The following is a 24185-nucleotide window of genomic DNA, read 5'->3' as shown; positions in this document are numbered from 1 at the left end:
CTGAAACGTCGATTCTTCGGTGGCGCCCGAGCTGCCGGTGGGGATGGTGTGAAGCGTGAGATTCGTTTGGGCCGTGGTGGCGTTCGTCATCGCCGCCGCCATGATCGGTGCCGGGATCGCACAGCGCACGGTCTTCCAAGGTCCCTCCGAGACCTCGAAGACGGTGCAGACCGAGGGGACCGCGGCGTACACGCTGATCGACGGTTCGGTGCTCACGAGCGTGCCGGGGGCGCAGACGCTGCGCGTCGAGGGCGACGGGGAGGTGTTCGTCTCGTACGGACGCACCGCCGACCTGAAGGCCTGGCTCGCCGACGTCGACTACACCTCGGTGACCGTCGACGGTGAGGGTGCGGTGCAGACCACCGACCAGGCGCCGACCGTGACGCCCACCTCCGATGCCGCCGCGGGGCGGAGCCCGATCGACAACGACCTCTGGCTGGACGAGTTCGAGCAGACCGGATCGCTGTCGACGACCCTGCAGCTGCCCAGCGACATGAGCGTGCTCGTGGCCTCCGACGGCACGGCCCCCGCCCCTTCGAACGTCAGCGTCACGTGGCCGATCGACGACTCGACCCCCTGGGCGGGCCCCCTCATCGTCGGTGGCGGTATCGCCCTGCTGGCGGGCCTGGTCCTCTACCTGCTCGGCATCCGGCACGTGCGTCGCTCGCGGCGTCCGCGTCGTAAGGGGCTGCCCCTGCCGGTCACCGAGCCGATCTCGATCGCCGAGTCGGACGCCGCTGCTGACGCCGCGTCGAAGGGTGTCGTCAGCGAGAGCCCCGCACGCCGCACGACCGGCTCCCGTGGACGACGCGCTCTAGTTGCGATACCCGCCCTCGGCGTCTCGGTCGCGTTGCTCGCGGGATGCTCGGCAGACGCATGGCCGCAGTTCGCGGCATCCGAGACTCCGAGCCCGACCCCCACGGTCGTCGTGCCCGAGGGGCAGTTCCCGCCCGCGGTGACCGAGGCCCAGGCCGAGCGGATCGTTTCGCGCGTGTCGAGCACGGTCGCCTCCGCCGATGCAGCCCTCGACCAGAACGCCGCCGCCGAGCGCCTGTCGGGACCCGCGCTGGCGGAGCGCGCGACGAACTACACGCTGCGCGCGGCGCTGCCCGACCGCCCCGCCCTGCCGGCGATCCCCGCGGAGCCCGTGCAGATCACCCTGCCGCAGACCACGGGAGCCTGGCCGCGCACGCTCATGACGGTGGTGGAATCGGCGGATGCCGCGACCCCGACCACGACCATCATGATGATGACCCAGCAGACCCCGTGGGACGACTACAAGGCGTCGTACGTGGGCAACCTCGAGGCATCCACCAACCTGCCCGAGCTTGCGGCGCCGTACGTGGGTGCAACGCAGGTGCCGCCGGACTCCTCATTCCTCACCCTCGCTCCCGAGAAGGTCGCGGCGGCGTACGCCGACATCATCAACAACGGCGAGAACAGCACGTCGGCCGCGCTGTTCGACACCGCGAACGATCTGCTGCTCTCGGCGATCCAGGACAACAAGACCAAGCGCACCGACGAGCTCAACCAGACGGGTGCCGGAACCGCGGAGATCAGCTTCGCCGCCTCGGCGGGGCCCGCCGCCCCCATCGCTCTCGCGACGCTGGACACCGGCGCGATCGTCGCCGTGAACGTCTACGAGAGCGACACGGCGAAGCCCACCAACGCCGACGCCGTCATCAAGCTCGACAACAACCCGGCCGTCAAGGCCCTGACCGGTGTCGACCAGTCCGCGACAGGCTTCACCACGACCTATTCCGACCAGGTGTTCTTCTACGTGCCCAGCCAGGGCTCCGACGAGAAGATCCGCCTGCTCGGCTACCGTTCCAGCCTCCTCGAAGCGAAGGTGTCCCCGTGAGCACTCCCGCCCCCGGCTCCGTGATGCGCGGCGCCGTCGACCTCTCGTCGCTGCGCAACCGCCCCGCCGCCCCCGCCGCGCCCGCGGCATCCGGGACTCCCGCCGACGGCGCAGCGCCCACCGGCGCTCTGCCCCTGGTGTTCGACGTCACCGACGCGACGTTCGGCGAGGTGCTCGAGCTCTCGCGCACGGTCCCCGTCGTCATCGACCTGTGGGCCGAGTGGTGCGGCCCCTGCAAGCAGCTGAGCCCCGTGCTCGAGAAGGTCGTCACCGAACTGGGCGGCCGCCTCGTGCTCGCGAAGGTCGACGTCGACGCCAACCCGCAGCTCGCTCAGGGCTTCCGGGCGCAGTCGATTCCGATGGTGCTCGCGCTCGTCGCGGGCCAGCCCGTGCCGCTGTTCACCGGGGCGGTGCCCGAGCAGCAGGTGCGCGACGTGTTCGCGCAGCTGCTGCAGCTCGCGGCCCAGCACGGCGTGACCGGCACCGTGCCCGTCGGCGACGCGACCGATACGGCTCCCGCCGAGGAGCCCCCGCTGCCGCCGCTGCACGCCGAGGCGTTCGCCGCGATCGAGGAGGGCGACTACGCCCGGGCGATAACGGCCTACGAGAAGGCCCTCGCCGAGAACCCGCGCGACGCCGACGCGCGCGCCGGCCTCGGCCAGGTGCGACTGCTCGACCGTGTTCAGGGTGCCGATCTGCAGGCGGCCCGCGCCGCGGCCGCAGCCGACCCCTCGGGCGTCGAGGCCCAGTTCGTCGTCGCCGACCTCGACGTCGTGGGCGGACACGTCGACGACGCCTTCGGCCGTCTGCTCGACCTCTTCGCGGCCCTGCCCGTCGACGAGCGCGCCCCGGTCCGCGAGCGCCTGCTCGAGCTGTTCGGCATCGTGGGCGACGACGACGCCCGCGTGGTGCGGGCTCGCGCGCGTCTGGCATCCCTTCTCTTCTGATCCGATCGACGAACGACGGCCCGGTTCCTCCCGAGGGACCGGGCCGTCGTTCGTCGGGAGGGGATCACCGCGGCGCCGGGGAGGACCACCGGGAACCGGAACGCCCCGCCCCCGTGTGAGGGGCGGGGCGTTGCGGCGTCAACGGGTCAGGATCCGGCGCGGTGGTGCAGCCACAGCACCCCGAGCGGCGGGAGGGTGAGTGTCGCGCTCCCGCGAGCGTCGGTCGTGACCGTGCCGAAGTTGCCCTGGCCCGAGCCGCCGAACGCTTCGGCGTCGCTGTTGAGCACCTCCGACCACGACCCGGATTCGGGCAGGTCGAGGGGGAAGTCGGTGAGGGGGACACCCGAGAAGTTGCAGACGACCGCGACCGTGTTGCCGTGGTGGTCGCGGCGGGCGAAGGCGAGGACGTTGGGGTTCCACGCGGGTGCACCCAGCCGGGAGAACGCCGCTCCGTCGTGATCGCGCGACCACAGCGCCGCCTGATCCTTGTACACGCGATTGAGCTCGCCGACGAAGTTGTGCAGCTGTCGGTGCGCCGGCTGGTCGAGCATCCACCAGTCGAGGCTGCGCGATTCGGACCACTCCGACATCTGGCCGAACTCCTGGCCCATGAACAGCAGCTGCTTGCCCGGGTGGCCCCACATGTACGCCAGGAACGCGCGCATGTTCGCCAGCTTCTGCCAGTGGTCTCCCGGCATCCGCCCGAAGAGGCTCCCCTTGCCGTGCACGACCTCGTCGTGGCTGATGGGCAGGATGAAGTTCTCGCTGAAGGCGTAGACGAACGAGAACGACAGCTCGCCCTCGTGGTGCGAGCGGTACATCGGGTCGCGACCGATGTACTGCAGCGAGTCGTTCATCCACCCCATGTTCCACTTGAAGCCGAAGCCGAGGCCCGCGTGCGAGGTCGGGGCGGTGACGCCGGGGAAGCTCGTGGACTCCTCGGCGATGAGCGCGATGCCCGGGTAGCGCTTGTACGAGGTCGCGTTGACCTCCTGCAGGAAGCGGATCGCCTCGAGGTTCTCGCGTCCGCCGAATTGGTTCGGCGCCCATTCGCCGTCGTTGCGGGAGTAGTCGAGGTAGAGCATGGATGCCACGGCATCCACGCGCAGACCGTCGACGTGGAACTCCTCGAACCAGTACAGGGCGTTCGCGACGAGGAAGTTGCGCACCTCGTTGCGGCCGTAGTCGAAGATGAGCGTGCCCCAGTCCTTGTGCTCGCCGCGGCGGGGGTCGGGGTGCTCGTAGAGCGCCTCGCCGTCGAAGCGGGCGAGGGCGAAGTCGTCTTTGGGGAAGTGCCCGGGGACCCAGTCCATGATGACGCCGATGCCGGCCTGGTGGAGCCGGTCGATGAGGTAGCGCAGATCGTCGGGGGAGCCGAACCGGCTCGTGGGGGCGTAGTAGCCCGATACCTGGTAGCCCCACGAGCCGCCGAACGGGTGCTCCGCGAGGGGGAGGAACTCGACGTGGGTGAAGCCCTGAGCGCCGACGTAGTCGATGATCTCGTCGGCCGCGTCGCGGTACGACAGACCCTGCTTCCACGAACCGAGGTGCAGCTCGTAGATCGACATCGGGCGATCGATCGGCGCGGTGCGGGAGCGTTCGTCGATCCAGGCGTCGTCGGCCCAGGCGTACTCCGAGTCGGTGACGACGGATGCCGTCGCGGGTGGCACCTCCGCCAGGCGGGCCATCGGGTCGGCCTTCTGGATCCACTGGCCCGCGCGGGTGAGGATCTCGAACTTGTAGCGGGTGCCGGCCCCGATCCCCGGGACGAAGAGCTCCCAGACGCCGCTCCCGCCCATCGAGCGCATCGCGCTGCCCGAGCCGTCCCAGCCGTTGAAGTCGCCGATCACGCGCAGGGCGCGCGCGTCGGGTGCCCAGACGGTGAACGCCGTGCCCGACGACCCGTCGAGATCGCGGACATGCGCTCCGAGCACGCGCCAGAGCTCTTCGTGGCGCCCCTCCGTGATGAGGTGCAGGTCGAGCTCGCCGATCGACGGAACGTGGCGGTAGCCGTCGTCGGCCACGTGCTCGGACCCGTCATACGACGCGCGCACGATGTAGGCGCCGGGATGGGCCTCGACGGCCGCCTCCCAGATACCGCCGCGAACGTGCTCCAGCGGAACCGACGTGCCGTCGGCGAGCTCGGCGACGACGGTCGCCGCGAGGGGCCGCCGCGAACGGATGACCCATCCGTCGCCGGTCTGGTGCACGCCCAGCACGCTGTGCGGGTCGTGGTGGGCGCCGTGGGCGACGGCATCCAGGATCTCGGGGGAGAGGGAGGTCATCGGTTCTCCTTGACGTGCAGGATGTGCACGGGCTCGCTGAAGGCGTCGAGGCGGACGAAGTTGTGGTCGGCCCAGGTCCAGACTTGGCCGGTCACGAGGTCTTCGACGTCGTACGACGCGCCGGGTTCGACGCCGAACACGGTCGTGTCGAGGTGGACGGTGGTCTCACGGGCGGAGTGCGGGTCGACGTTGGCGACCACGATCACCGTGTCGGAGGCGCCCGTGGGGCTGAGGGCCGCATCGAGGTGCTTGGAGTACACGAGGATCGCGTCGTCGTCGCTCCAGTGCACCTCGAGGTTGCGCAGCTGCCGGAGGGCGGGATGGGCGCGGCGCGCGGCGTTGAGCATGCGCAGGTAGGGGGCGAGCGAATCGCCCGCCGCCTCGGCGCCCGCCCAGTCGCGGAACTTGTACTCGTACTTCTCGTTGTCGATGTTCTCTTCGGAACCCGGCCGCGCGATGTTCTCGAAGAGCTCGTACCCGGCGTAGACGCCGTAGGTGGGGGCAGCCGTCGCGGCGATCGCGGCGCGGATCTTGTACGCCGGGCGCCCGCCGAACTGAAGGTACTCCGTGAGGATGTCGGGGGTGTTGACGAAGAGGTTGGGACGCAGGAAGTCGGCGGTGTCGTGCGCGAGGCCGCCGAGGAACTCCTCGAGCTCCTCCTTCGTGTTGCGCCAGGTGAAGTAGGTGTAGCTCTGCTGGAAACCGGCCATCGCCAGGCCCTGCAGCGGAGCCGGGCGGGTGAAGGCCTCGGCCAGGAAGACGGCGTCGGGCTCCTCCGCGCTCACCGTGGCGATGAGCCACTCCCAGAACTGCAGCGGCTTGGTGTGTGGGTTGTCGACGCGGAAGATGGTGACGCCCTGCGCGATCCAGTGACGCACGATGCGCAGCACCTCGGCGCGGATGCCCTCGGGGTCGTTGTCGAAGTTGACCGGGTAGATGTCCTGGTACTTCTTCGGCGGGTTCTCGGCGAACGCGATCGACCCGTCGGGCAGCGTCGTGAACCACTCGGGGTGCTCGGCGACCCACGGGTGGTCGGGGGAGGCCTGCAGCGCGAGGTCGAGCGCCACCTCGATGCCGTTCTCGCGCGCGGCGGCGACGAAGGCGCGGAAGTCGTCGAGCGTGCCGAGGTCGGGGTGCACGGTGTCGTGCCCGCCCTCCGCGGCACCGATCGCCCACGGGGATCCCGGGTCGCCCGGCTGCGTGACCAGCGTGTTGTTCGGACCCTTGCGGTTGGTCACCCCGATGGGGTGGATCGGCGGGAGGTAGAGCACGTCGAAGCCCATGTCGGCGACGCCGGGGAGGCGGTGGACCGCGGTGCGGAACGTTCCGCTGACGACGGTCCCGTCGTCGCCGCGCGTGGCGCCCTCGGACCGCGGGAAGAACTCGTACCAGGCGCCGACGCCGGCGCGCTCGCGCTCGACCAGCAGCTCGGCATCCTTGCCGACGGAGACCAGACCCATCATCGGCCGCGCCTCGAACAGGGCGGCGATCTCGGGATCGCGCACGATCTGCAGGGCGGTGTCGTCGTGCACCTCCGGGTCGCGCAGGGCCCGGGCGGCGTCGTAGAGGCGGTCCTTGTCGCTGCCGGGGCGCTTCTTCTCGCCTCGCGCGCGGTCGAACAGCTGGGCGCCCATCTCGCGCATGAGTGCGGCGTCGACGCCCGCGGCGATCTTGAGGTCGGCCGCGTGCTCCCACGTGGCGAAGTCGTCGGCGAACGACTCGAACCGGAACCGCCACACGCCCTGCTCGAGAGGGGCGATGAGCACGGACCAGCGGTCGAATCCGTCGTTGAGGGGGCTCAGACGGTGCAGCGACTCGTCGCCCGAGGGCGAGAACAAACGCACCTGCACGCCGATGCGGTCGTGCCCCTCGCGGAAGGCCGTGACGGTGAAGGGCACGGCTTCGCCGACGAACGCCGACGGACGGAATCGTCCGCCCGGAACGCTGGGGTGCGGCAGCGCCATCGGGATGCGCGGCGTGACCACGCTGCGCGCGGTGGGCGTCGGCTTGACCGGACGCACGGGAATCGAGGCGGCGCTGCGCCAGGGCAGCTCGGGCGAAGGAGTCGTCGTGGTGGCCACGGTCCGAACCTACCGCGGGCCACCGACGTTGCCGCATCGTTTCGCGCGGCCTTGACAGCGCGCGCCGGTTACTCGATGCGGAACAGCAGCATCGACGCGCCCGTCACGGCGACGGCATCGCCCGGGGCGAACCGCGCCTCGGCGGTGTCGGGGGCGTCGTCGGCGCTGGACCACAGTGCGACGTAGGCGATGTCGGGCTCGCCGTCGATCTGCGGCAGCACGATCTCGATGTCCTTCTCGGTGCCGTGCACCACGAGCAGCACGCGGTTCGGCTCCTCGTCCTCGGGGGTCGAGGTCGCGAGGTACTGCAGCGTGCGGTGGGCGGGGTCGTTCCACCGCTCGCTCGACATCGTCTCGCCGCGCTCGTCGAACCACTCCATGACGGATGCCGAGGGGATCCGCTCTCCGAGCCGGGCGAAGCGCCGCGGGCGCAGGGCCGGATTCTCCCGTCGCACCTGGAGCAGACGCCGCGTGTGGGCGAACAGGTCGCGTTGCCACGGTGCGAGGTCCCACGACAGCCAGGTCAGGGCGGAGTCGTGGCAGTAGGCGTTGTTGTTGCCGCGCTGCGTCCGTCCCATCTCGTCTCCGGCCGTGATCATGGGTACGCCGGCCGACAGGAGGAGGGTGCCCATCAGATTGCGCATGGCCTTGCGCCGCGTGGCGAGCACGCGCTCGTCGTCCGTACGACCTTCGGCGCCGTGATTGAAGGAGCGGTTGGTGTCGGCGCCGTCGCGGTTCTGCTCGCCGTTGCCGAGGTTGTGCTTGACGTCGTACGACACCAGGTCGCGCAGCGTGAAGCCGTCGTGGGCCGTGACGAAGTTGACGCTGGCGAGCGGCCCGCGCTCCTCGCTGAACGTGTTCGACGAGCCCGCGAGGCGTGTGGCGAATCCGCCGACGCCGACCGGGGCGGTGTCGGCCCGGCGCGCGTAGTCGATGTCGCTGAGCCAGAAGTTGCGCACGCGATCGCGGTAGCGGTCGTTCCACTCGAGCCATCCCGGGCCGAAGTTGCCCGTCTGCCACCCGCCCATGCCGACATCCCACGGCTCGGCGATGAGCTTCGTGCCCGCCAGCCGCTCGTCGTCGCGGATGGCCGTGAGCAGCGGGTGATCGGGAGTGAAGGAGTGCTGCGCGTCGCGACCCAGCGTCACGGCGAGATCGAAGCGGAACCCGTCGATCTGCACGTCTTCCGCCCAGTAGCGCAGGGAGTCCAGCACGAGCCGGGCCGCGGCATCCGTCGAGGTGTTCACCGCGTTGCCGCAGCCGGTCTCGTCGATGTAGACGCCCTCGGCGGTCTGGCGGTAGTAGGCGCGGTTGTCGATACCGCGCAGGCTCGTGCGGGGTCCGCCGATGCCCTCCTCGGCGGTGTGGTTGTAGACGACGTCGAGCAGCACCTCGAGTCCGGCCTCGTGCAGCAGCTTGACCATGCCCTTGAACTCGCGCAGCACCGCGTCGGGGCCCTCGGCGCGGCTGGCGGCCGTCGCGTACGGCGCGTGCGGGGTGAAGAAGTTCAGGGAGTTGTAACCCCAGTAGTTCGTCAGGCCCAGCTGCAGCAGGCGCGGCTCGGTGGCGAAGGCGTGCACGGGCAGCAGCTCGACGCTGGTGACACCGAGCGAGAGCAGGTGATCGATCATGGCGGGATGCGCGAGTCCCGCGTAAGTGCCGTGCAGGGCGGGAGGGATGAAGGGATGCCGTTTCGTCAGGCCCTTCACGTGTCCCTCGTAGATCACCGTGCGGTCCATCGGCACCCGGGGCTTCGCCGAGGAGCCCCAATCGAACGACCCGTCGACGACGACCGAGCGCCAGTCGCCGAAGCTGCCCGAGACGAGACCGCGCGAGTACGGCTCGATGAGCAGCGACTGCGGGTTGAAGGTGTGTCCCGGACCGTGCGGTCCGCCGACGCGGATGGCATACCGCGCCCCCGGTCGAAGCAGCGGCGTCGACGCCTCGAAGACACCGCCGCCCACGGGGGTCATCGTGATGGTCTCGGTGGCCCAGTCGAGGTCGACGTCGTCGAAGACGAGCAGCTGCATCGCGTCGGCGGCTCCCGACCACACGCGCAGGGTTCCGCCGTCGGGACCGAGGCGCACGCCGAGGTCGTCGAGGGTGGGACTCAGCAGCCCCGGGCGGGCGGGGCGGCGGGCGGGCAGGACAGTCTCGGGTCGGACCATGCGTCTTAGGGTAGTGAAGACGGACGGCGGAACCGGGAGGGTGGCGGATGCGGGTCTACCTCGATCACGCAGCGACGACGCCTCTTCGCGCAGAAGCGCGGGAGGCCTGGCTCGCCGCACACGAGGTGCTCGGCAACCCCTCGTCGATCCACGGCGCCGGTCAGGACGCGCGTCGCCTTCTCGAAGACGCGCGTGACGGCCTCGCCGAGATCCTCGGATGCCAGAGCATCGAGGTGGTGCTCACCTCGGGCGGCACGGAGGCAGCCAACCTCGCTCTGAAGGGCCTCTGGTGGGCGCGCGCGCACGGTACCCGCGCGGTGGTGCTGCCCGATGGCGAGCACCACGCGACCCTCGACGTCGTCGGATGGCTCTCCTCGACGCAGGACGCCGACGTCCGCGCCGTGCCGTTGGACTCCCTCGGGCGCATCGCCCCCGACGCCTTCGCCGACGCCCTGCCGGGCGCTGCTCTGGCGACCGCCCTCGTGGCCAACAACGAGGTCGGAACAATCCAGGATGCCGCGGGCCTGGCCGCCGCGGCATCCGCCGCCGGAGTCCCCCTGCACCTCGACGCGGTGTCGGCGCTCGGGCAGGTGCCGGTCGACTTCGCGGCCTGGCGCGGGCCCGGTTCGGCCGGCGGGGGACTGGTCGCGCTGTCGGTGTCGGCGCACAAGGTCGGGGGTCCCGTCGGCGTGGGGGCCGCTGTCGTCTCGCGGCACGCCGCGCCGACCCCGCTCCTGCACGGCGGAGGTCAGCAGCGAGGGCTCCGCGCGGGCACGCAGGACGTCGCGGGTGCGGCGGCCTTCGCCGCCGCCGCACGGGCGGCCGAGGCGGAACGCGAGAGCGAGAGCGTGCGTCTCGCGGCTCTGCGCGACCGCCTGGTGCGCGGCATCCGCGACGCCATCCCCGCCGCGCGCCTCCTGGGAGACCCCGCGAACCGGCTGCCCGGCAACGCGCACGTGCTCTTCCCGGATGCCGCTGGTGAGACGCTGCTGTTCCTGCTCGACATGGCGGGGGTCGCGGTATCGACAGGGTCGGCCTGCCAGGCCGGGGTGGCGGAGCCGTCGCACGTGGTCCTCGCCCTCGGCCTCGACGACCGCGCGGCGCGATCCGTGCTGCGTTTCACCCTTGGACACACCTCCACGCTCGACGACGTCGAGGCCGTGCTCGCCCGGCTTCCCGACGCCTACGCGCGGGCCGTGGCATCCGGCGCCCGGTCGGGGTCGGGCACATCGAGCGCCCGCTCAGCGGGGCGTTCGTAGACTGGGACCATGCGAGTTCTGGCGGCGATGAGCGGTGGCGTCGACTCCGCGGTGGCCGCGGCCCGCGCGGTGGAGGCCGGTCACGACGTGGTCGGCGTGCACCTCGCGCTCTCGCGGGCCGGGGGAACGCTGCGCGCGGGCAGCCGCGGCTGCTGCACGATCGAGGACGCGATGGACGCGCGTCGCGCCGCCGACAAGCTCGGGATGCCGTTCTACGTCTGGGACTTCTCGGAGCGCTTCCGCGACGACGTGATCGACGACTTCGTGGCGGAGTACCGCGCAGGGCGCACCCCCAATCCCTGCATGCGGTGCAACGAGAAGATCAAATTCGCCGCCCTTCTCGAGCGGGCGATCGAACTCGGCTTCGACGCGGTCTGCACCGGCCACTACGCCACGCTCGTCGACACGCCCGAGGGGCGCGAGCTGCATCGGGCCTCGGATGCCGCGAAGGATCAGTCATACGTGCTCGGCGTTCTGACGGCCGAGCAGCTCGCGCACACGTACTTCCCGCTCGGGTCGACCCCCTCGAAGGCGGTCGTGCGGGCGGAGGCCGAGGCGCGGGGACTCACCGTCGCGCACAAGCCCGACAGCCACGACATCTGCTTCATCCCCGACGGTGACACGCGCGGCTGGCTCGCCGACAAGGTCGGCGCCGAGCGCGGCGACATCCTCGACCGCACGGGTGCCGTCGTGGGCACGCACGAGGGCGCGCACGCCTTCACCGTGGGGCAGCGACGCGGGCTGCAGCTGGGGGTCCCGGCATCCGACGGCAAGCCGCGCTTCGTGCTCGAGGTGCGTCCCGTGAACAACACGGTCGTCGTCGGGCCGAAGGAGGCCCTGGCCTGCAGCGAGATCGCGGGGGAGCGCTTCACGTGGGCGGGTCGAGCGCCGTCGGCGACGACGTTCGCGTGCCACGTGCAGATCCGCGCCCACGCCGACCCCGTGCCCGCCGAGGCCGTGCTGGCCGAGGGCGTGCTGACGGTGCGACCCGAGACGCCGTTTGACGGCGTCGCGCCGGGGCAGACCGCCGTGCTGTACGACGGGACGCGCGTGATCGGCCAGTTCACGATCGACCGGACGGTGTCGGCGGTTCCGGTCGAGGTCTGATGTCCGCAGGCGACGCTTCTGCGCGTTTCGACGGGTGTCGGTCCGCGCGGAGCGGGGGTTCCCGCAGCCGGGGGCGCCCCTGCCCATGACGCGCGGATCCGCCGGGGGCAAGTCCGCGGGCGATGTCGGAGCCCCTCCCTAAGCTGGATGCCGTGACTGAGCTCCCCGATCTCTCCCTCGACGCGGCGCGAGAAGAATGGACCGATCTGGCCCAGCGCGTGCTCGACGCGCGCGACGCGTACTACGGGCGTGACGCCGAACTCGTCGACGACGCCACGTACGACGGGTGGATGTATCGGCTCGAGGCGCTGGAGCGTCGCTATCCGCAGTTGCAGGGGCAGGACAGCCCGACGCAGTCCGTCGGCGCGGCCGAGGCGACCGATCTCGTGACGATCGAGCACGCCGAGCGCATGCTGAGCCTCGACAACGTGTTCTCGCCCGACGAACTGCGCGACTGGGCGGTGAAGACGCAGGCCTCGGCCGCGCGGCCTGTGCAGTGGTTGAGTGAACTGAAGATCGACGGTCTCGCGATCAACCTGCGCTACGAGAACGGGGTTTTGACCTCGGCGGCGACCCGCGGCGACGGTCGTGTCGGCGAGATCGTGACCGACAACGCGCTGCGGGTGGCGGGAATCCCTCGCGAGCTGTCGGGTGAGGGGCATCCGCCCCTCGTCGAGGTGCGCGGCGAGGTGTTCATCCCCGTCGCCGCCTTCGAGAACCTCAACCGACTGCAGGGGGAGTACCGCGAGCGAGCGATCGCCGAAGCGCGCGAGCGTTCCGCGGGACGACGTGGGGGGCGGGCGTTCGACGAAGAGAAGGCCGAGCTGGCGGCCGCGCGTCGATTCCCGGCCTTCGCCAACCCGCGCAACGCGGCGAGCGGCGGCTTGCGGCAGCAGATCGAGAAGAAGACCGGGCTCGAACTCGAAGCGGGGCTCGCCCGTATCGCGTCCCTCGCCCTGTACGTCCACGGCATCGGCGCATGGCCCGACCCGCCGGTGGCGGCGCAGAGCGAGATCTACGACCTGCTGAAGGGGTGGGGACTGCCGACCTCGCCGTACAGCCGGGTCGAGACCTCGATCGAGGGAGTGCTCGAGTTCGTCGCGCACCACGGTGAGCACCGCCACGACGTGGAGCACGAGATCGACGGCGTCGTCGTCAAGGTCGACGAGTTGGCCCTCCACGACGAGCTCGGCGCCACGAGCCGCGCCCCGCGCTGGGCCATCGCGTACAAGTACCCGCCCGAGCAGGTCAACACGAAGCTGCTCGACATCGTCGTGTCGGTGGGCCGCACCGGTCGCGCGACCCCGTTCGCCGTGATGGAGCCCGCGAAGGTGGCCGGCAGCGTCGTGCGGCAGGCGACGCTCCACAACCAGGACGTCGTGAAGGTCAAGGGCGTGCTCATCGGCGACACGGTCGTGCTGCGCAAGGCGGGCGACGTCATCCCCGAGGTTCTCGGTCCCGTCGTCGAGCTGCGCGACGGCAGCGAGCGGGCCTTCGTCATGCCCGCCGACTGCCCCGAGTGCGGCACGCCGCTGCGCCCGGCGAAAGAGGGCGACATCGACCTGCGGTGCCCGAACGCGCGATCGTGCCCCGCGCAGGTGCGCGGCCGCGTCGAGCACATCGGCTCGCGCGGTGCCCTCGACATCGAGGCGCTCGGCGAGGTCACGGCCGCCGCCCTCACGCAGCCCGAGGTCCCCGAGCACCCGCCCCTCGACACCGAAGCCGGGCTGTTCGCCCTCACCATCGACGAGCTGGTGCCCATCGAGGTCGTCGTCCGCGACTCCGAGACGGGCGAGCGCAAGGTCGACCCCGACACGGGCGAGCTCGTGCGGCGTGCCCCGTTCCAGAAGCTCGGACCAGCCACCTACCCCCCGGGTACCGAAGACCTCGATCCCGCGGAGCGCCGGCGACGCGGCATCCGGAAGGACTTCCGCGAGGTGCGGCCCTCGGAGCAGGCGACCAAGCTGGTGGCCGAGCTCGAGAAGGCCAAGACGAAAGACCTGTGGCGCCTGCTCGTCTCGCTGAACATCCGTCACGTGGGTCCGGTCGCCGCGCGGGCGCTCGCGCAGTGGTTCGGATCGCTGGATGCCATCCGGGCAGCTTCGCGCGAGGAGCTCGCGGCCGTCGAAGGGGTCGGGGGCATCATCGCCGACGCGGTGATCGACTGGTTCGAGGTGGACTGGCATCGCGCGATCGTGGAACGCTGGCAGGCCGCCGGCGTGCGCTTCGCGACTCCCGGTCACCCGGGGCCCGGCGCTGCGGCCGCTGCGGGAGGCGTCCTCGCCGGACTCACGGTCGTCGCGACCGGTTCCCTCGACGGCTACACGCGCGAGGGGGCCCAGGAGGCGATCATCTCGGCCGGCGGCAAGGCGGCGTCGAGCGTGTCGAAGAAGACCGACTTCGTCGCCGCCGGCCCGGGTGCCGGCTCGAAGCTCGCGAAGGCCGAGGACCTGGGGCTGCGCATCCTGGATGCGGCGCAGTTCAAGATCCTCGTCGAACAGGGGCCCGCGGCGCTCGACGGTGCGGAGGCCGGCGATACGGAGTCGGGCGACGGCCCGCCCGCCGGCACTCCGACGGCGAGCGGCGAGGGGGAGGCCCCGCCGACCGCGTGACGCGCGGCGGGCGGGGCCCCTCGCCTCAGGCGGTCGGGCGGCGTGCGGTCGCACGGCGGGCGCTGCGGCTATCCCTTGTTCTCGGATCACCGACCGCGCCGCGCCCCTCCTGGCACACCAGTCGGCGCATGCCATAACCGACGACGTCGTCCGCACGACGCCGCCTCGTGGTCCGGGCGCGCGCCGCGGGCGGGGGCGAGGTGAGCGCGATTCAGTCCGCGAGCAACTGCTCCCGCACCTGGCGGCGCAGGACTTTGCCGATGAGCGAGCGCGGCAGGTCGTCGACGACGATGATGCGACGGGGCACCTTGTACGGCGTCAGGATGCCACGCGCGAACGCCCGGACCGCTTCGACGTCGAGCTCGCCGGCCACGGTCGGCACGACGGCCGCGACGACCTCCTCACCGGAGTGCTCGCTCGGCAGACCCACGACGGCGACGTCGGCGACACCGGGGTGCTGTCGCAGCACGTTCTCGACCTCGGTGGGGGCGACGTTGAAGCCGCCCGTGATGATGAGCTCCTTGATGCGGTCGACGATGCGGACGAAGCCGTCCTCGTCGATCGTGACGATGTCGCCGGTGCGGAACCAGCCGTCGACGAACACCGCCTCGGTCTCCTCGGGCTTGCCGTAGTAGCCGGAGAACACCTGGGGTCCGCGCACGACGAGCTCGCCTCGCTCGACATCGGTGCGGGGGTCGTCGGGGTCGACGACGCGGCATTCGGTACCGGGCAGCGGCAGACCGACCGTTCCGGCGACGCGGTTGTCGGCAACGGGGTTCGCCATCAGGACGGGGGAGCACTCGCTCAGGCCGTACCCCTCGACGAGGTAGCCGCCGGTGGCCTTCTCGAACGGGACGACGAGGTCGTGCGGCAGAGCCATGGCGCCCGAGATCGCGACGTCGGTTCCTTCGAGGGAGACGCCTTGGGCCTCGGCCGCGGCGAGCAGCCGCTCCGCGATGGGGGGAACGAGGGGCAGGAACGTCGCCGGGTGTTTCTTGGTCACCGCGAGCACGAGATCGGCGTCGAATTTCGGGAACAGCACGAGCCGCGCGCCCATCGACATCGCGAAGGTGAGGCAGAGCGTGAGGCCGTAGGCGTGGAACATCGGCAGCACCGCGTAGACGACGCACCCCTCGCCGCGCACGATCTGCGGAACCCATGCCCGCGCCTGCGCGGCGTTGGCCAGCAGATTGGCATGGGTGAGCATGGCGCCCTTGGGAGTGCCGGTGGTGCCGCTGGTGTACTGGATGATCGCGAGGTCCGAGGCGACGGGACGCGGATGCGAGGCGGCGAGCGGGGCGTGGCGCACGACGTCGTCCCACTGCACCGCGCCCTTGGTGGGGGCGTGCAGGGCGGCACGGGACTCGCGGGCTTTCGCGACGGGCAGACGCAGAGCGAGCCGCGTGGTCCACGGCATCGCGCGGGTCACGTCGACGGAGATGAGGGTGGTCAGGCGCAGGTCGGCGGGGAACTCCTGCACGGTCGGGACGACCTTGCTCCACACGACCGCGTGCTTCGCCCCGTGGTCTTCGAACTGCTTGCGCAGCTCGCGAGGGGTGTAGAGCGGGTTGTGCTCGACGACGACCGCCCCGAGACGCAGCACCGCATAGAACGCCACGATGTGCTGGGGGCAGTTGGGCAGCACGAGGGCCACCGGATCGCCCGCGCGCACGCCGTGTGCGGAGAGGGCCGCGGCGGCGCGAGAGATCTGCTCCGACATTTCGGCGTAGGTGGTCTCGCGTCCGAAGAACTGCAGGGCCGGGGCATCGGGGTAGTCGCGGGTGGACGCGTCGACGATGTCGAGGAGCGAGCCCGTCTGGGGCTCCAGATCCTCGGGCACCCCCGCGGCATAGCTCGAGGTCCAGGGGCGCGGCGGATCGAAGCTCGTCACCCGGCCAGCCTAGGACGGTGCTCCGGTCGGGGCCAGGCGACGCGCGACGGGGAGGAGACCGTGTGCGAACTAGACTCGGGGGGTGTCTGAAATCACTCCTGATCTCGTGCGCCATCTCGGTGTGCTCGCCCGGATCCAGTTGAACGACGAGGAGGTCCAGAGCCTCACCGGCCAGCTGGATGCCATCGTCGACAACATCGCGAAGGTGTCCGAGGTGGCGACGCCCGACGTGGCGGCCACGAGCCACCCGATCCCGCTCGAGAACGTCTTCCGCCCCGACGTCGTGCAGCAGCAGCTGACGCGTGAGCAGGTGCTGCAGAACGCACCCGACCAGGCCGACGGACGATTCCGCGTGACCGCGATCCTGGGAGAAGAGCAGTGACCGATCTCACCCGCCTCACCGCCGCCGACCTGGCCGCCAAGCTCGCCTCGTCCGAGGTGTCGAGCGTCGAGGCGACCCAGGCGCACCTCGATCGCATCGCCGCCGTCGACGGCGACGTGCACGCGTTCCTCCACGTGAGCGATCGCGCCCTCGAGGTCGCGGCCGACATCGACCGCCGCCGCGCCGCGGGCGAGCAGCTGCACGAACTCGCCGGCGTCCCGCTCGCGGTCAAGGACGTTCTCGTCACCACCGACATGCCCTCCACGAGCGGATCGAAGATCCTCGAGGGGTACATGTCGCCCTACGACGCCACCGTCGTCGCGCGCTCGCGTGCTGCCGGCCTCGTGCCGCTGGGCAAGACCAACATGGACGAGTTCGCGATGGGCTCCTCGACCGAGTTCTCCGCCTACGGCCCGACCCGCAACCCCTGGGACCTCGACCGAATCCCCGGTGGCTCCGGTGGCGGGTCGGCCGCGGCCGTCGCCGCCTTCGAGGCGCCGCTCGCCCTCGGCTCCGACACGGGTGGCTCGATCCGTCAGCCCGCCCACGTCACCGGCACGGTGGGCGTCAAGCCCACGTACGGCGGGGTCAGCCGCTACGGCGCGATCGCCCTGGCATCCAGCCTCGACCAGGTCGGTCCCGTCACCCGCACGGTGCTCGACGCCGGTCTGCTGCACGACGTGATCGGCGGGCACGACGCGAACGATTCCACCTCGCTCTCCGACGCGTGGCCCTCGTTCGCCGCCGCCGCCCGCGAAGGGGCGACCGGCGAGGTCCTCAAGGGTCTCAAGGTCGGCGTCATCCGCGAGCTCGACGACCGCGGCTTCCAGAAGGGCGTGTCGGACTCCTTCCGCGCCTCGCTGGCGGCCATGCAGGCGCAGGGTGCCGAGATCGTCGAGATCAGCGCCCCGCACTTCGAGTACGGCGTCGCCGCGTACTACCTGATCCTCCCCGCCGAGGCGTCGAGCAACCTGGCCAAGTTCGACTCGGTGCGCTTCGGCCTCCGGGTCACTCCGCAGGGCACCCCGACGGTCGAGAACGTCATGGCCGCGACGCGCGACGCCGGCTTCGGCCCCGAGGTCAAGCGCCGCATCATCCTCGGCACCTACGCCCTGTCGGCCGGGTACTACGACGCCTACTACGGCAGCGCCCAGAAGGTGCGCACGCTCATCCAGCAGGACTTCGACGCCGCCTTCGCGCACGTCGACGTCATCGCCACGCCGTCGGCGCCGACCACCGCGTTCCGTCTCGGCGAGAAGATCGACGACCCGCTGCAGATGTACCTCAACGACGTCACGACGATCCCCGCGAACCTCGCGGGCGTCCCGGGCATCTCGATCCCGAGCGGCCTCGCCGAGGAGGACGGCCTGCCGGTCGGCATCCAGTTCCTCGCCCCCGCCCGCGAGGATGCCCGGCTCTACCGGGTCGGGGCGGCCCTCGAAGCGGTGCTGATCGACCAGTGGGGCGGTCCGCTGCTCGACAAGGCGCCCTCTCTCACGAACGGAGCGTCGCTCTAATGGCCAAAGACGCACTCATGGACTTCGACGAGGCGCTCGAGATGTTCGAGCCCGTCCTCGGTTTCGAGGTGCACGTCGAGTTGAACACCGCCACCAAGATGTTCTCCGCGGCGCCCAACCCCGCCAACGAGGCGAACCACGGCGCAGAACCCAACACCCTTGTCGCGCCGGTCGATATGGGGCTGCCGGGCGCCCTCCCGGTGGTCAACGCCGAGGCGATCCGTTCTTCGATCAGCCTGGGCCTCGCCCTCGGCTGCTCCATCGCGCCGTCCAGCCGTTTCGCGCGGAAGAACTACTTCTACCCCGACCTCGGCAAGAACTATCAGATCTCGCAGTACGACGAGCCGATCGCCTTCGAGGGTTCGGTCGAGGTCGAGCTCGAGGACGGCACGATCGTGACTGTCCCGATCGAGCGCGCGCACATGGAAGAAGACGCCGGCAAGCTCACCCACATGGGTGGGGCGACCGGTCGCATCCAGGGTGCGGAGTACTCGCTCGTCGACTACAACCGCGCCGGCGTTCCTCTCGTCGAGATCGTGACCAAGCCGATCTTCGGTGCGGAGCACTCCGCCCCCGCGCTCGCGAAGGCGTACGTTGCGACGATCCGCGACATCGTGCGCGGCCTCGGAATCTCCGAGGCCAAGCTCGAGCGCGGAAACCTCCGCTGTGACGCGAACGTCTCGCTGCGTCCCCGTGGCCAGGAGAAGCTCGGCACCCGCACCGAGACCAAGAACGTCAACTCGATGCGTTCGGTCGAACGCGCGGTGCGGTACGAGATCCAGCGTCAGGCCGCGATCCTCGCGAAGGGCGGCACCATCACGCAGGAGACGCGGCACTGGCACGAAGACACCGGGCGCACCTCGCCGGGTCGTCCGAAGTCGGATGCCGACGACTACCGCTACTTCCCCGAGCCCGATCTGCTCCCGGTCGTCCCCGCGCCCGAACTGATCGAGGAGTTGCGCGCCGCGCTCCCCGAGCCGCCGGCCGCGCGCCGTCGCCGGCTGAAGTCCGAGTGGGGCTTCACCGACCTGGAGTTCCAGGACGTCGCCAACGGCGGACTGCTCGACGCGGTCGCCGACACGATCGCCGCCGGGGCCGCGCCCGCCTCCGCCCGCAAGTGGTGGACGGGTGAGATCACCCGCGTCGCCAACGCGCAGGAGCGCGACGCCGCCGACCTCGTCTCGCCCGAGAACGTGGCCGCGCTGCAGAAGCTGGTGGATGCCGGGACGCTGACCGACAAGCTCGCGCGCCAGGTGCTCGAGGGCGTCATCGCCGGTGAGGGCACCCCGCAGGAGGTCGTCGACGCCCGTGGTCTCGCCGTCGTCTCGGACGACGGAGCGCTCATCGCCGCGATCGACGACGCGCTGGCCGCCCAGCCCGACGTGCTCGCGAAGATCCGCGACGGCAAGGTCCAGGCCGCCGGCGCCGTCATCGGCGCGGTCATGAAGGCCATGAAGGGCCAGGCCGACGCCGCCCGCGTGCGCGAGCTGGTGCTGGAGCGCGCCGCCGCGCAGTAGTCGATACCGGATGCCACGACCCCGGCGGTTCCGCGCCGCCGGGGTCGTGGCATCCGTCGTATCCGGCCGGTTCCTCCGACCGTCGGGCGAAGCGCGGCGGGGCGCGCGCGAGGTCAGCGATGCGCGCAAGCTCCGTCGGGTTCGTGCGGTTCCGGCGGAGGATGTGCGCATCGCGGAGGTTGTGCGCGGGGTGGCGTCGCGGGCGGGCTCGATGTCGGAGGTCCGGGGGAGAATGGATGCCATGGGACGCGGAGACGGCACGGGGCGCATCGTCTCGCGCCCCGACGCCGACGACACCGGGACCGGCATCCTGCATGTCGACATGGACGCGTTCTTCGCTTCGGTCGCCGTGCTCGACGACCCCTCGCTCGCCGGTAAGCCCCTGATCATCGGCGGGTCCGAGGGGCGCGGCGTCGTCTCGAGTGCGTCGTACGAGGCGCGCCGCTACGGCGTGAAGTCCGCGATGCCGGTGGCGATCGCGCTGCGCCTGTGTCCCACGGCGATCGTGGTCAATCCGCCGTACCACCGGTACACCGAGATGTCGCGTCAGGTCATGGCGATCTTCCACGACGTCACGCCGCTGGTCGAGCCCCTTTCGATCGACGAGGCGTTCCTCGACGTGCGAGGCGCGCGGCGCCTGTGGGGGAGTCCCGGGACGATCGCCCGCGATCTCCGCGCCCGGGTCAAGGCCGAGACGGGTCTCACCTGCAGCATCGGCGTCGCCGCCACTAAGCACGTCGCGAAGATGGCATCCACGATCTCCAAGCCCGACGGGCTGCTCATCGTGGCCGCGGCCGACACCGAGAAGTTCCTCCGGCCCCGGTCGGTGCGCGCGCTGTGGGGCGTGGGGCCGAAGGCGGCGGAGGCGCTGGAGTCGCGTGGCATCCGCCTCATCTCCGACATCCTCGACACCCCGCGCCACGCTCTCGATCAGGTCCTGGGGACGGCGATGGGGGAGCGCATCTGGCATCTGTCGCGGGGGATCGACGCGCGAGAGGTCCATACCGGCCGCTCCGAGAAGAGCGTCGGCCACGAGGAGACCTTCCACTCCGACATCTCCGACACCCGCACGCTGCACGTGGAGCTCCGGCGTCTCGCCGACCGGGTCGGCGCGCGTCTGCGCGCGCAGCAGTACGAGGCGTCGACGATCTCGATCAAGGTGCGTTTCTCCGACTTCACCACGCTCAGCCGCTCGCGCACCCTGACCGAGCCGACCTCCGTTGGCCAGCGCATCGGGGATGCCGCGATCGAACTGTTCGACTCGATCGATCGGCGGCAGGCGGTGCGGCTCGTGGGAGTTCGCGGCGAGAAGCTCAAGCCTGCCGCGATGGCCGCGACGCTCTGGGACGACGATGCGGAATGGCGTCGCGTGGAGGGTGCCCTCGACGGGGCGGCCGCACGCTTCGGTCGCGGGGCCGTGACGCGGGGCTCGCTGCTGGGGCCCTCTCGCGGGGGAGGCGCGCTGCCGACCAACCCGCGCCCGTCGTACGACCACTGACACGCTCGTCCGGCGCGCGCAACGCCCCTGCGGCGCGGCCGCGCGGGCGGCTACGGTGGGCTCATGCCCAACATCGCATTGGAACTCGGCAAGCAGGCCACCAGCTTCGGCGTCACCTCCGCGTACGGGGAGCAGCAGGACGTCGACGGTGTGCGCATCGTCCCCGTCGCGCTCACCTGGGCCGGCTACGGCGGCGGCTCGGACGAGCAGGGCAACGGCGGAGGTGGCGGAGGCGGCTACACACTCCCGCTCGGCGCCTACATCCGCCGCGGCGACGACCTCCGGTTCGACCCCAACCTCGTCTCGCTGCTCGCCGTCGGCATCCCGTTCGTGTGGGTCGCCGGTCGCGCGCTCAGCCGTGTCATCCGCGCCCTCAAGAAGTAACGCGGACCCGGTCGACCAGGCCCTCGCCGCGGCGGTCGCCGCGGTGACGGCGCGTATCGTCGCGGTCGGCGCGTCGAACCCCGCGGTCGTCATCGACGGGCGCAGCGGGGCGGGGAAGAGTTCGCTCGCGCGGCGGCTCGTCTCGGCGTGGCCCGGGCGCGGTCGGGTGCAGCTCGTCGCTCTCGACGACGTCTACCCGGGATGGGACGGCCTCGCCGAGGGAGTGCACTACGCGCGCGAGACGATCCTGCTGCCGCACGCCCGAGGACTCCTCGGGGTGTGGCAGCGCTGGGACTGGGAGGCCGGGACGCGTGCCGAGGCGTACGCGGTGGACCCCTCGCTCCCGCTGGTCGTCGAGGGAGCGGGGATTCTCACACCGGAGGTGGCGCGGCTCGTCGACGTGTCGGTTTGGGTCGAAGCGCCGACGCCCTCGCGCCGGCACCGGGCACTGTCACGCGACGGCGACACGTACCGTCCGCACTGGCAGCGATGGGCGCTCCAGGAGGACGCCCACATCGAGGAACACAGCCCCGCCGAACGCGCTGACGTGCGCGTGCGCATCCCCTGATCCCGCGCCGACACCGGCGCCCCACGTGCACCGGCGCCTGTCTCGGCACCGGCACCGGCACCGACAGCGGCTCAGGGACGTTCGAGAGCGGCGATGAGTCCGTCGAGGCGGTAGCCGATCCAGTCGTACACCCCGAAGCGCGGGTCATCGGGCTGGTGGTGGTCCTCGTCGCGGATGCCGAGTCTCGTGGCGAGCACGAGGCGCACCGCCGACAGCGTGCGCATCCACGCGAGGGCTTCGCCTTCGCCTAGGGCGACGGCAATGGTCGCGTCCGGATCGCCCGCGGGCGTCGGTTCACCGCCGTCGGCCCCCAGCGTCTGCAGCACGGTCGCGGCATCCTGCGAACGCCGCTCGATCAGATCGCCCCCGGTGAGCCTGCGGAACTCGCGGCTGGCGGCCTCGTCGTCGGGATACGCGTCGGGCATGAGCCGGGCCACGGCCGGGTCGTCGTCGGTGCGGGAGTCGGCGAGAAGGTCGCGGAACTGCCCGACGATCCCGGCGAGGTGGAGGGCTTCGAGACCGCTGATCTCGAGGACGACGATCCGCTCGCTCACGAGGGGTCCTTCCTGACGGTGGCCCAGAGGCCGTAATCGTGCATGGCCTGCGTGTGGGCCTCCATGACCTCGCGCGGGCCGCGCGCGACCACGGCGTGCCCGTCGTGGTGCACGGCCATCATGAGGCGGTGGGCGGTCGCGGCGTCGAAGCCGAAGTACGTGCGGAAGACGTGGGACACGTAGCTCATGAGATTGACGGGGTCGTTCCAGACGACCGTCTGCCAGGAGGACGGCGGTTGCGCGTCGAGGCTTCGTTCGTGATCGACGTCGAGGTCGGGAGAGGCGGTGTGCGCCATCATGCCCACCCGAGTTCGTGCAGGCGGTCGTCGTCGATGCCGTAGAAGTGCGCGATCTCGTGCACGAGTGTGGTGTGGATCTCGTCGCGCAGTTCGTCCTCGTCGGCGCAGGCGGCGAGGTGCGACTCGCGGTAGACGATGATGCGGTCGGGCAGTTCTCCGACGCCGTATCGGTCGCGCTCGGTGAGCGCCCACCCGTCGTAGAGCCCCAGCAGGTCGAGCGAGCCGTCCTCGGGGCGGTCCTCGACGACGAACACGACGTTGTCGAGGCCTTCGACCATGTCATCCGGAAGCCGGTCGAGCTCATCGACGACGAGCTGCTCGAACGCGTCGGGCGTCATGACCATCGCGGGACGCGCATCGACGTCGTCGTTCACGTGGCCTCCCGGGGGTCGAAGCGGTGGGCGGATGCCGCATCCGCGCGGGCAGCGTCCACCCGACGATTCTACGGGCGCGGGGGAGCCGGCATCCGGAAACACAGAAGCCCGGCGCGATCTCGGCCGGGCTTCTGTGGGTGTTGGGGTGGCTAACGGGACTTGAACCCGCGGCCCCCGCGACCACAACGCGGTGCTCTACCAACTGAGCTATAGCCACCATGTGTCCTCGGAAGAAGACAACTGAAAGATTATGTCACACGTCGAGAGCGAACGACGACACGGCCGACGCCGAGACGGCCTTCGCCTCGTCGCTGGTGGGACCGGGCTGGGGCACGAACACGGCGGCGCGGTAGTACGCGAGCTCGCGGATCGACTCGCGGATGTCGGCGAGGGCGCGGTGGCCGCCGTTCTTCGCGGGGGCCTGGAAGTAGGCGCGCGGATACCAGCGGCGCGAGAGCTCCTTGATGCTCGACACGTCGACGTTGCGGTAGTGCAGCCAACGGTCGACGCGGGGCATGTACTTCGCGAGGAACATGCGGTCGGTGCCGATGGTGTTGCCGGCGAGCGGCGCCTTGCCCTCGACCGGCGCGAAGCGCTGAATGTATTCGAGCGTCTGGAACTCGGCATCCGCGAGGCTGACGCCGTTCGGGATCTCGTCGAGGAGCCCCGACGACCGGTGCATCTCGGTGACGAACTCGCCCATGTTGGCCAGAGCGGAATCGTCGGGCTTGATGACGATCTGGAAGCCCGGGTCGAGCACGTTCAGCTCGAAGTCGGTGATGACGACGGCGATCTCGACGAGTTCGTCGACGCCGAGGTCGAGCCCGGTCATCTCGCAGTCGATCCAGACGAGCCGGTCGTTCTCGGAGGCGTTTACCATC

Annotated in this window: 19 protein-coding genes and 1 tRNA gene; 11 read left to right on the top strand and 9 right to left on the bottom strand. The window is 70.9% G+C overall.

All coding sequences use genetic code 11. From position 1 onward, the window contains the following. The first annotated feature begins 55 nt into the window (after nucleotides 1–55). Entirely contained in the window at nucleotides 56–1861 is a 1806-nt protein-coding gene (locus tag RWH44_RS10630) for a DUF8094 domain-containing protein (protein ID WP_316004546.1), read from the top strand. Continuing rightward, on the top strand, nucleotides 1858–2808 hold the full coding sequence (locus RWH44_RS10625; protein ID WP_316004545.1) for a tetratricopeptide repeat protein: 951 nt from the start codon (nucleotides 1858–1860) through the stop codon (nucleotides 2806–2808). The genes RWH44_RS10630 and RWH44_RS10625 overlap by 4 nt, the downstream gene beginning before the upstream one ends. 146 nt (nucleotides 2809–2954) lie before the next feature. On the opposite strand, the gene glgB is transcribed toward RWH44_RS10625, so the two are convergent. The 3 genes from glgB to glgX all read right to left on the bottom strand — a co-directional run bounded on the left by glgB (nucleotide 2955) and on the right by glgX (nucleotide 9342). Further along, nucleotides 2955–5093: a 1,4-alpha-glucan branching protein GlgB gene (gene glgB / locus RWH44_RS10620; RefSeq protein ID WP_316004544.1), complete on the bottom strand. Its 2139-nt coding sequence runs from the start codon at nucleotides 5091–5093 to the stop codon at nucleotides 2955–2957. Next, nucleotides 5090–7057, bottom strand: a complete 1968-nt coding sequence (locus RWH44_RS10615) for an alpha-1,4-glucan--maltose-1-phosphate maltosyltransferase (protein WP_316004647.1) — start codon at nucleotides 7055–7057, stop codon at nucleotides 5090–5092. The genes glgB and RWH44_RS10615 overlap by 4 nt, the downstream gene beginning before the upstream one ends. Nucleotides 7058–7242: 185 nt before the next feature. After that, nucleotides 7243–9342 (bottom strand): glycogen debranching protein GlgX, encoded by a 2100-nt coding sequence (gene glgX, locus RWH44_RS10610; protein WP_316004543.1) that lies wholly within the window; start codon nucleotides 9340–9342, stop codon nucleotides 7243–7245. Between the two features lie 47 nt (nucleotides 9343–9389). Between glgX and RWH44_RS10605 the strand changes: the two genes are divergently transcribed. The 3 genes from RWH44_RS10605 (at nucleotide 9390) to ligA (ending at nucleotide 14320) form a co-directional block, all read left to right on the top strand. Next, complete coding sequence (locus RWH44_RS10605; protein ID WP_316004542.1) at nucleotides 9390–10601, top strand: cysteine desulfurase family protein; 1212 nt, start codon at nucleotides 9390–9392, stop codon at nucleotides 10599–10601. A 9-nt stretch (nucleotides 10602–10610) separates the two neighbouring features. Next, nucleotides 10611–11708: a tRNA 2-thiouridine(34) synthase MnmA gene (mnmA, locus tag RWH44_RS10600; protein WP_316004541.1), complete on the top strand. Its 1098-nt coding sequence runs from the start codon at nucleotides 10611–10613 to the stop codon at nucleotides 11706–11708. A 122-nt stretch (nucleotides 11709–11830) separates the two neighbouring features. Continuing rightward, nucleotides 11831–14320 (top strand): NAD-dependent DNA ligase LigA, encoded by a 2490-nt coding sequence (ligA, locus tag RWH44_RS10595; protein ID WP_437127285.1) that lies wholly within the window; start codon nucleotides 11831–11833, stop codon nucleotides 14318–14320. Between the two features lie 211 nt (nucleotides 14321–14531). Here the strand turns inward: ligA and RWH44_RS10590 are convergent, their stop codons facing one another. Further along, on the bottom strand, nucleotides 14532–16211 hold the full coding sequence (locus RWH44_RS10590; RefSeq protein ID WP_316004539.1) for a long-chain-fatty-acid--CoA ligase: 1680 nt from the start codon (nucleotides 16209–16211) through the stop codon (nucleotides 14532–14534). An 82-nt stretch (nucleotides 16212–16293) separates the two neighbouring features. Between RWH44_RS10590 and gatC the strand changes: the two genes are divergently transcribed. From gatC to RWH44_RS10560, 6 genes are all read left to right on the top strand, one after another. Next, a complete protein-coding gene (gatC, locus tag RWH44_RS10585) occupies nucleotides 16294–16593 on the top strand; it encodes an Asp-tRNA(Asn)/Glu-tRNA(Gln) amidotransferase subunit GatC (protein WP_298872388.1) in 300 nt (99 codons plus the stop codon). After that, on the top strand, nucleotides 16590–18110 hold the full coding sequence (gene gatA, locus RWH44_RS10580; RefSeq protein WP_316004538.1) for an Asp-tRNA(Asn)/Glu-tRNA(Gln) amidotransferase subunit GatA: 1521 nt from the start codon (nucleotides 16590–16592) through the stop codon (nucleotides 18108–18110). Before gatC ends, gatA begins: the two co-directional genes overlap by 4 nt. Beyond that, nucleotides 18110–19627: an Asp-tRNA(Asn)/Glu-tRNA(Gln) amidotransferase subunit GatB gene (gene gatB, locus RWH44_RS10575; protein WP_316004537.1), complete on the top strand. Its 1518-nt coding sequence runs from the start codon at nucleotides 18110–18112 to the stop codon at nucleotides 19625–19627. The genes gatA and gatB overlap by 1 nt, the downstream gene beginning before the upstream one ends. A gap of 241 nt (nucleotides 19628–19868) precedes the next feature. After that, nucleotides 19869–21125, top strand: a complete 1257-nt coding sequence (locus RWH44_RS10570; protein ID WP_316004536.1) for a DNA polymerase IV — start codon at nucleotides 19869–19871, stop codon at nucleotides 21123–21125. Between the two features lie 63 nt (nucleotides 21126–21188). Continuing rightward, on the top strand, nucleotides 21189–21509 hold the full coding sequence (locus RWH44_RS10565; RefSeq protein WP_076675934.1) for a hypothetical protein: 321 nt from the start codon (nucleotides 21189–21191) through the stop codon (nucleotides 21507–21509). Further along, nucleotides 21484–22077 carry a nucleoside/nucleotide kinase family protein gene (locus RWH44_RS10560; protein WP_316004535.1) on the top strand — a complete coding sequence of 198 codons (594 nt, stop codon included), beginning with the start codon at nucleotides 21484–21486 and terminating at the stop codon, nucleotides 22075–22077. Before RWH44_RS10565 ends, RWH44_RS10560 begins: the two co-directional genes overlap by 26 nt. A gap of 71 nt (nucleotides 22078–22148) precedes the next feature. Here RWH44_RS10560 and RWH44_RS10555 read toward each other — a convergent pair whose 3' ends face one another. The 5 genes from RWH44_RS10555 to orn all read right to left on the bottom strand — a co-directional run bounded on the left by RWH44_RS10555 (nucleotide 22149) and on the right by orn (nucleotide 24184). After that, nucleotides 22149–22631, bottom strand: a complete 483-nt coding sequence (locus RWH44_RS10555) for a DUF2017 family protein (protein WP_316004534.1) — start codon at nucleotides 22629–22631, stop codon at nucleotides 22149–22151. Beyond that, entirely contained in the window at nucleotides 22628–22930 is a 303-nt protein-coding gene (gene clpS, locus RWH44_RS10550) for an ATP-dependent Clp protease adapter ClpS (RefSeq protein ID WP_437127284.1), read from the bottom strand. The genes RWH44_RS10555 and clpS overlap by 4 nt, the downstream gene beginning before the upstream one ends. Then, on the bottom strand, nucleotides 22927–23274 hold the full coding sequence (locus RWH44_RS10545) for a metallopeptidase family protein (protein ID WP_316004646.1): 348 nt from the start codon (nucleotides 23272–23274) through the stop codon (nucleotides 22927–22929). The genes clpS and RWH44_RS10545 overlap by 4 nt, the downstream gene beginning before the upstream one ends. Nucleotides 23275–23445: 171 nt before the next feature. Next, nucleotides 23446–23521, bottom strand: a tRNA-His gene (locus tag RWH44_RS10540). Nucleotides 23522–23557: 36 nt separating this feature from the next. Continuing rightward, entirely contained in the window at nucleotides 23558–24184 is a 627-nt protein-coding gene (orn, locus tag RWH44_RS10535; protein ID WP_298872407.1) for an oligoribonuclease, read from the bottom strand. Nucleotide 24185 lies beyond the last annotated feature (1 nt).

The organism is Microbacterium phycohabitans, from assembly GCF_032464935.1.
In the GTDB taxonomy this organism is placed as follows: Bacteria; Actinomycetota; Actinomycetes; order Actinomycetales; family Microbacteriaceae; genus Microbacterium; species Microbacterium phycohabitans.
This window is presented reverse-complemented; position numbering and strand designations above follow the sequence as displayed.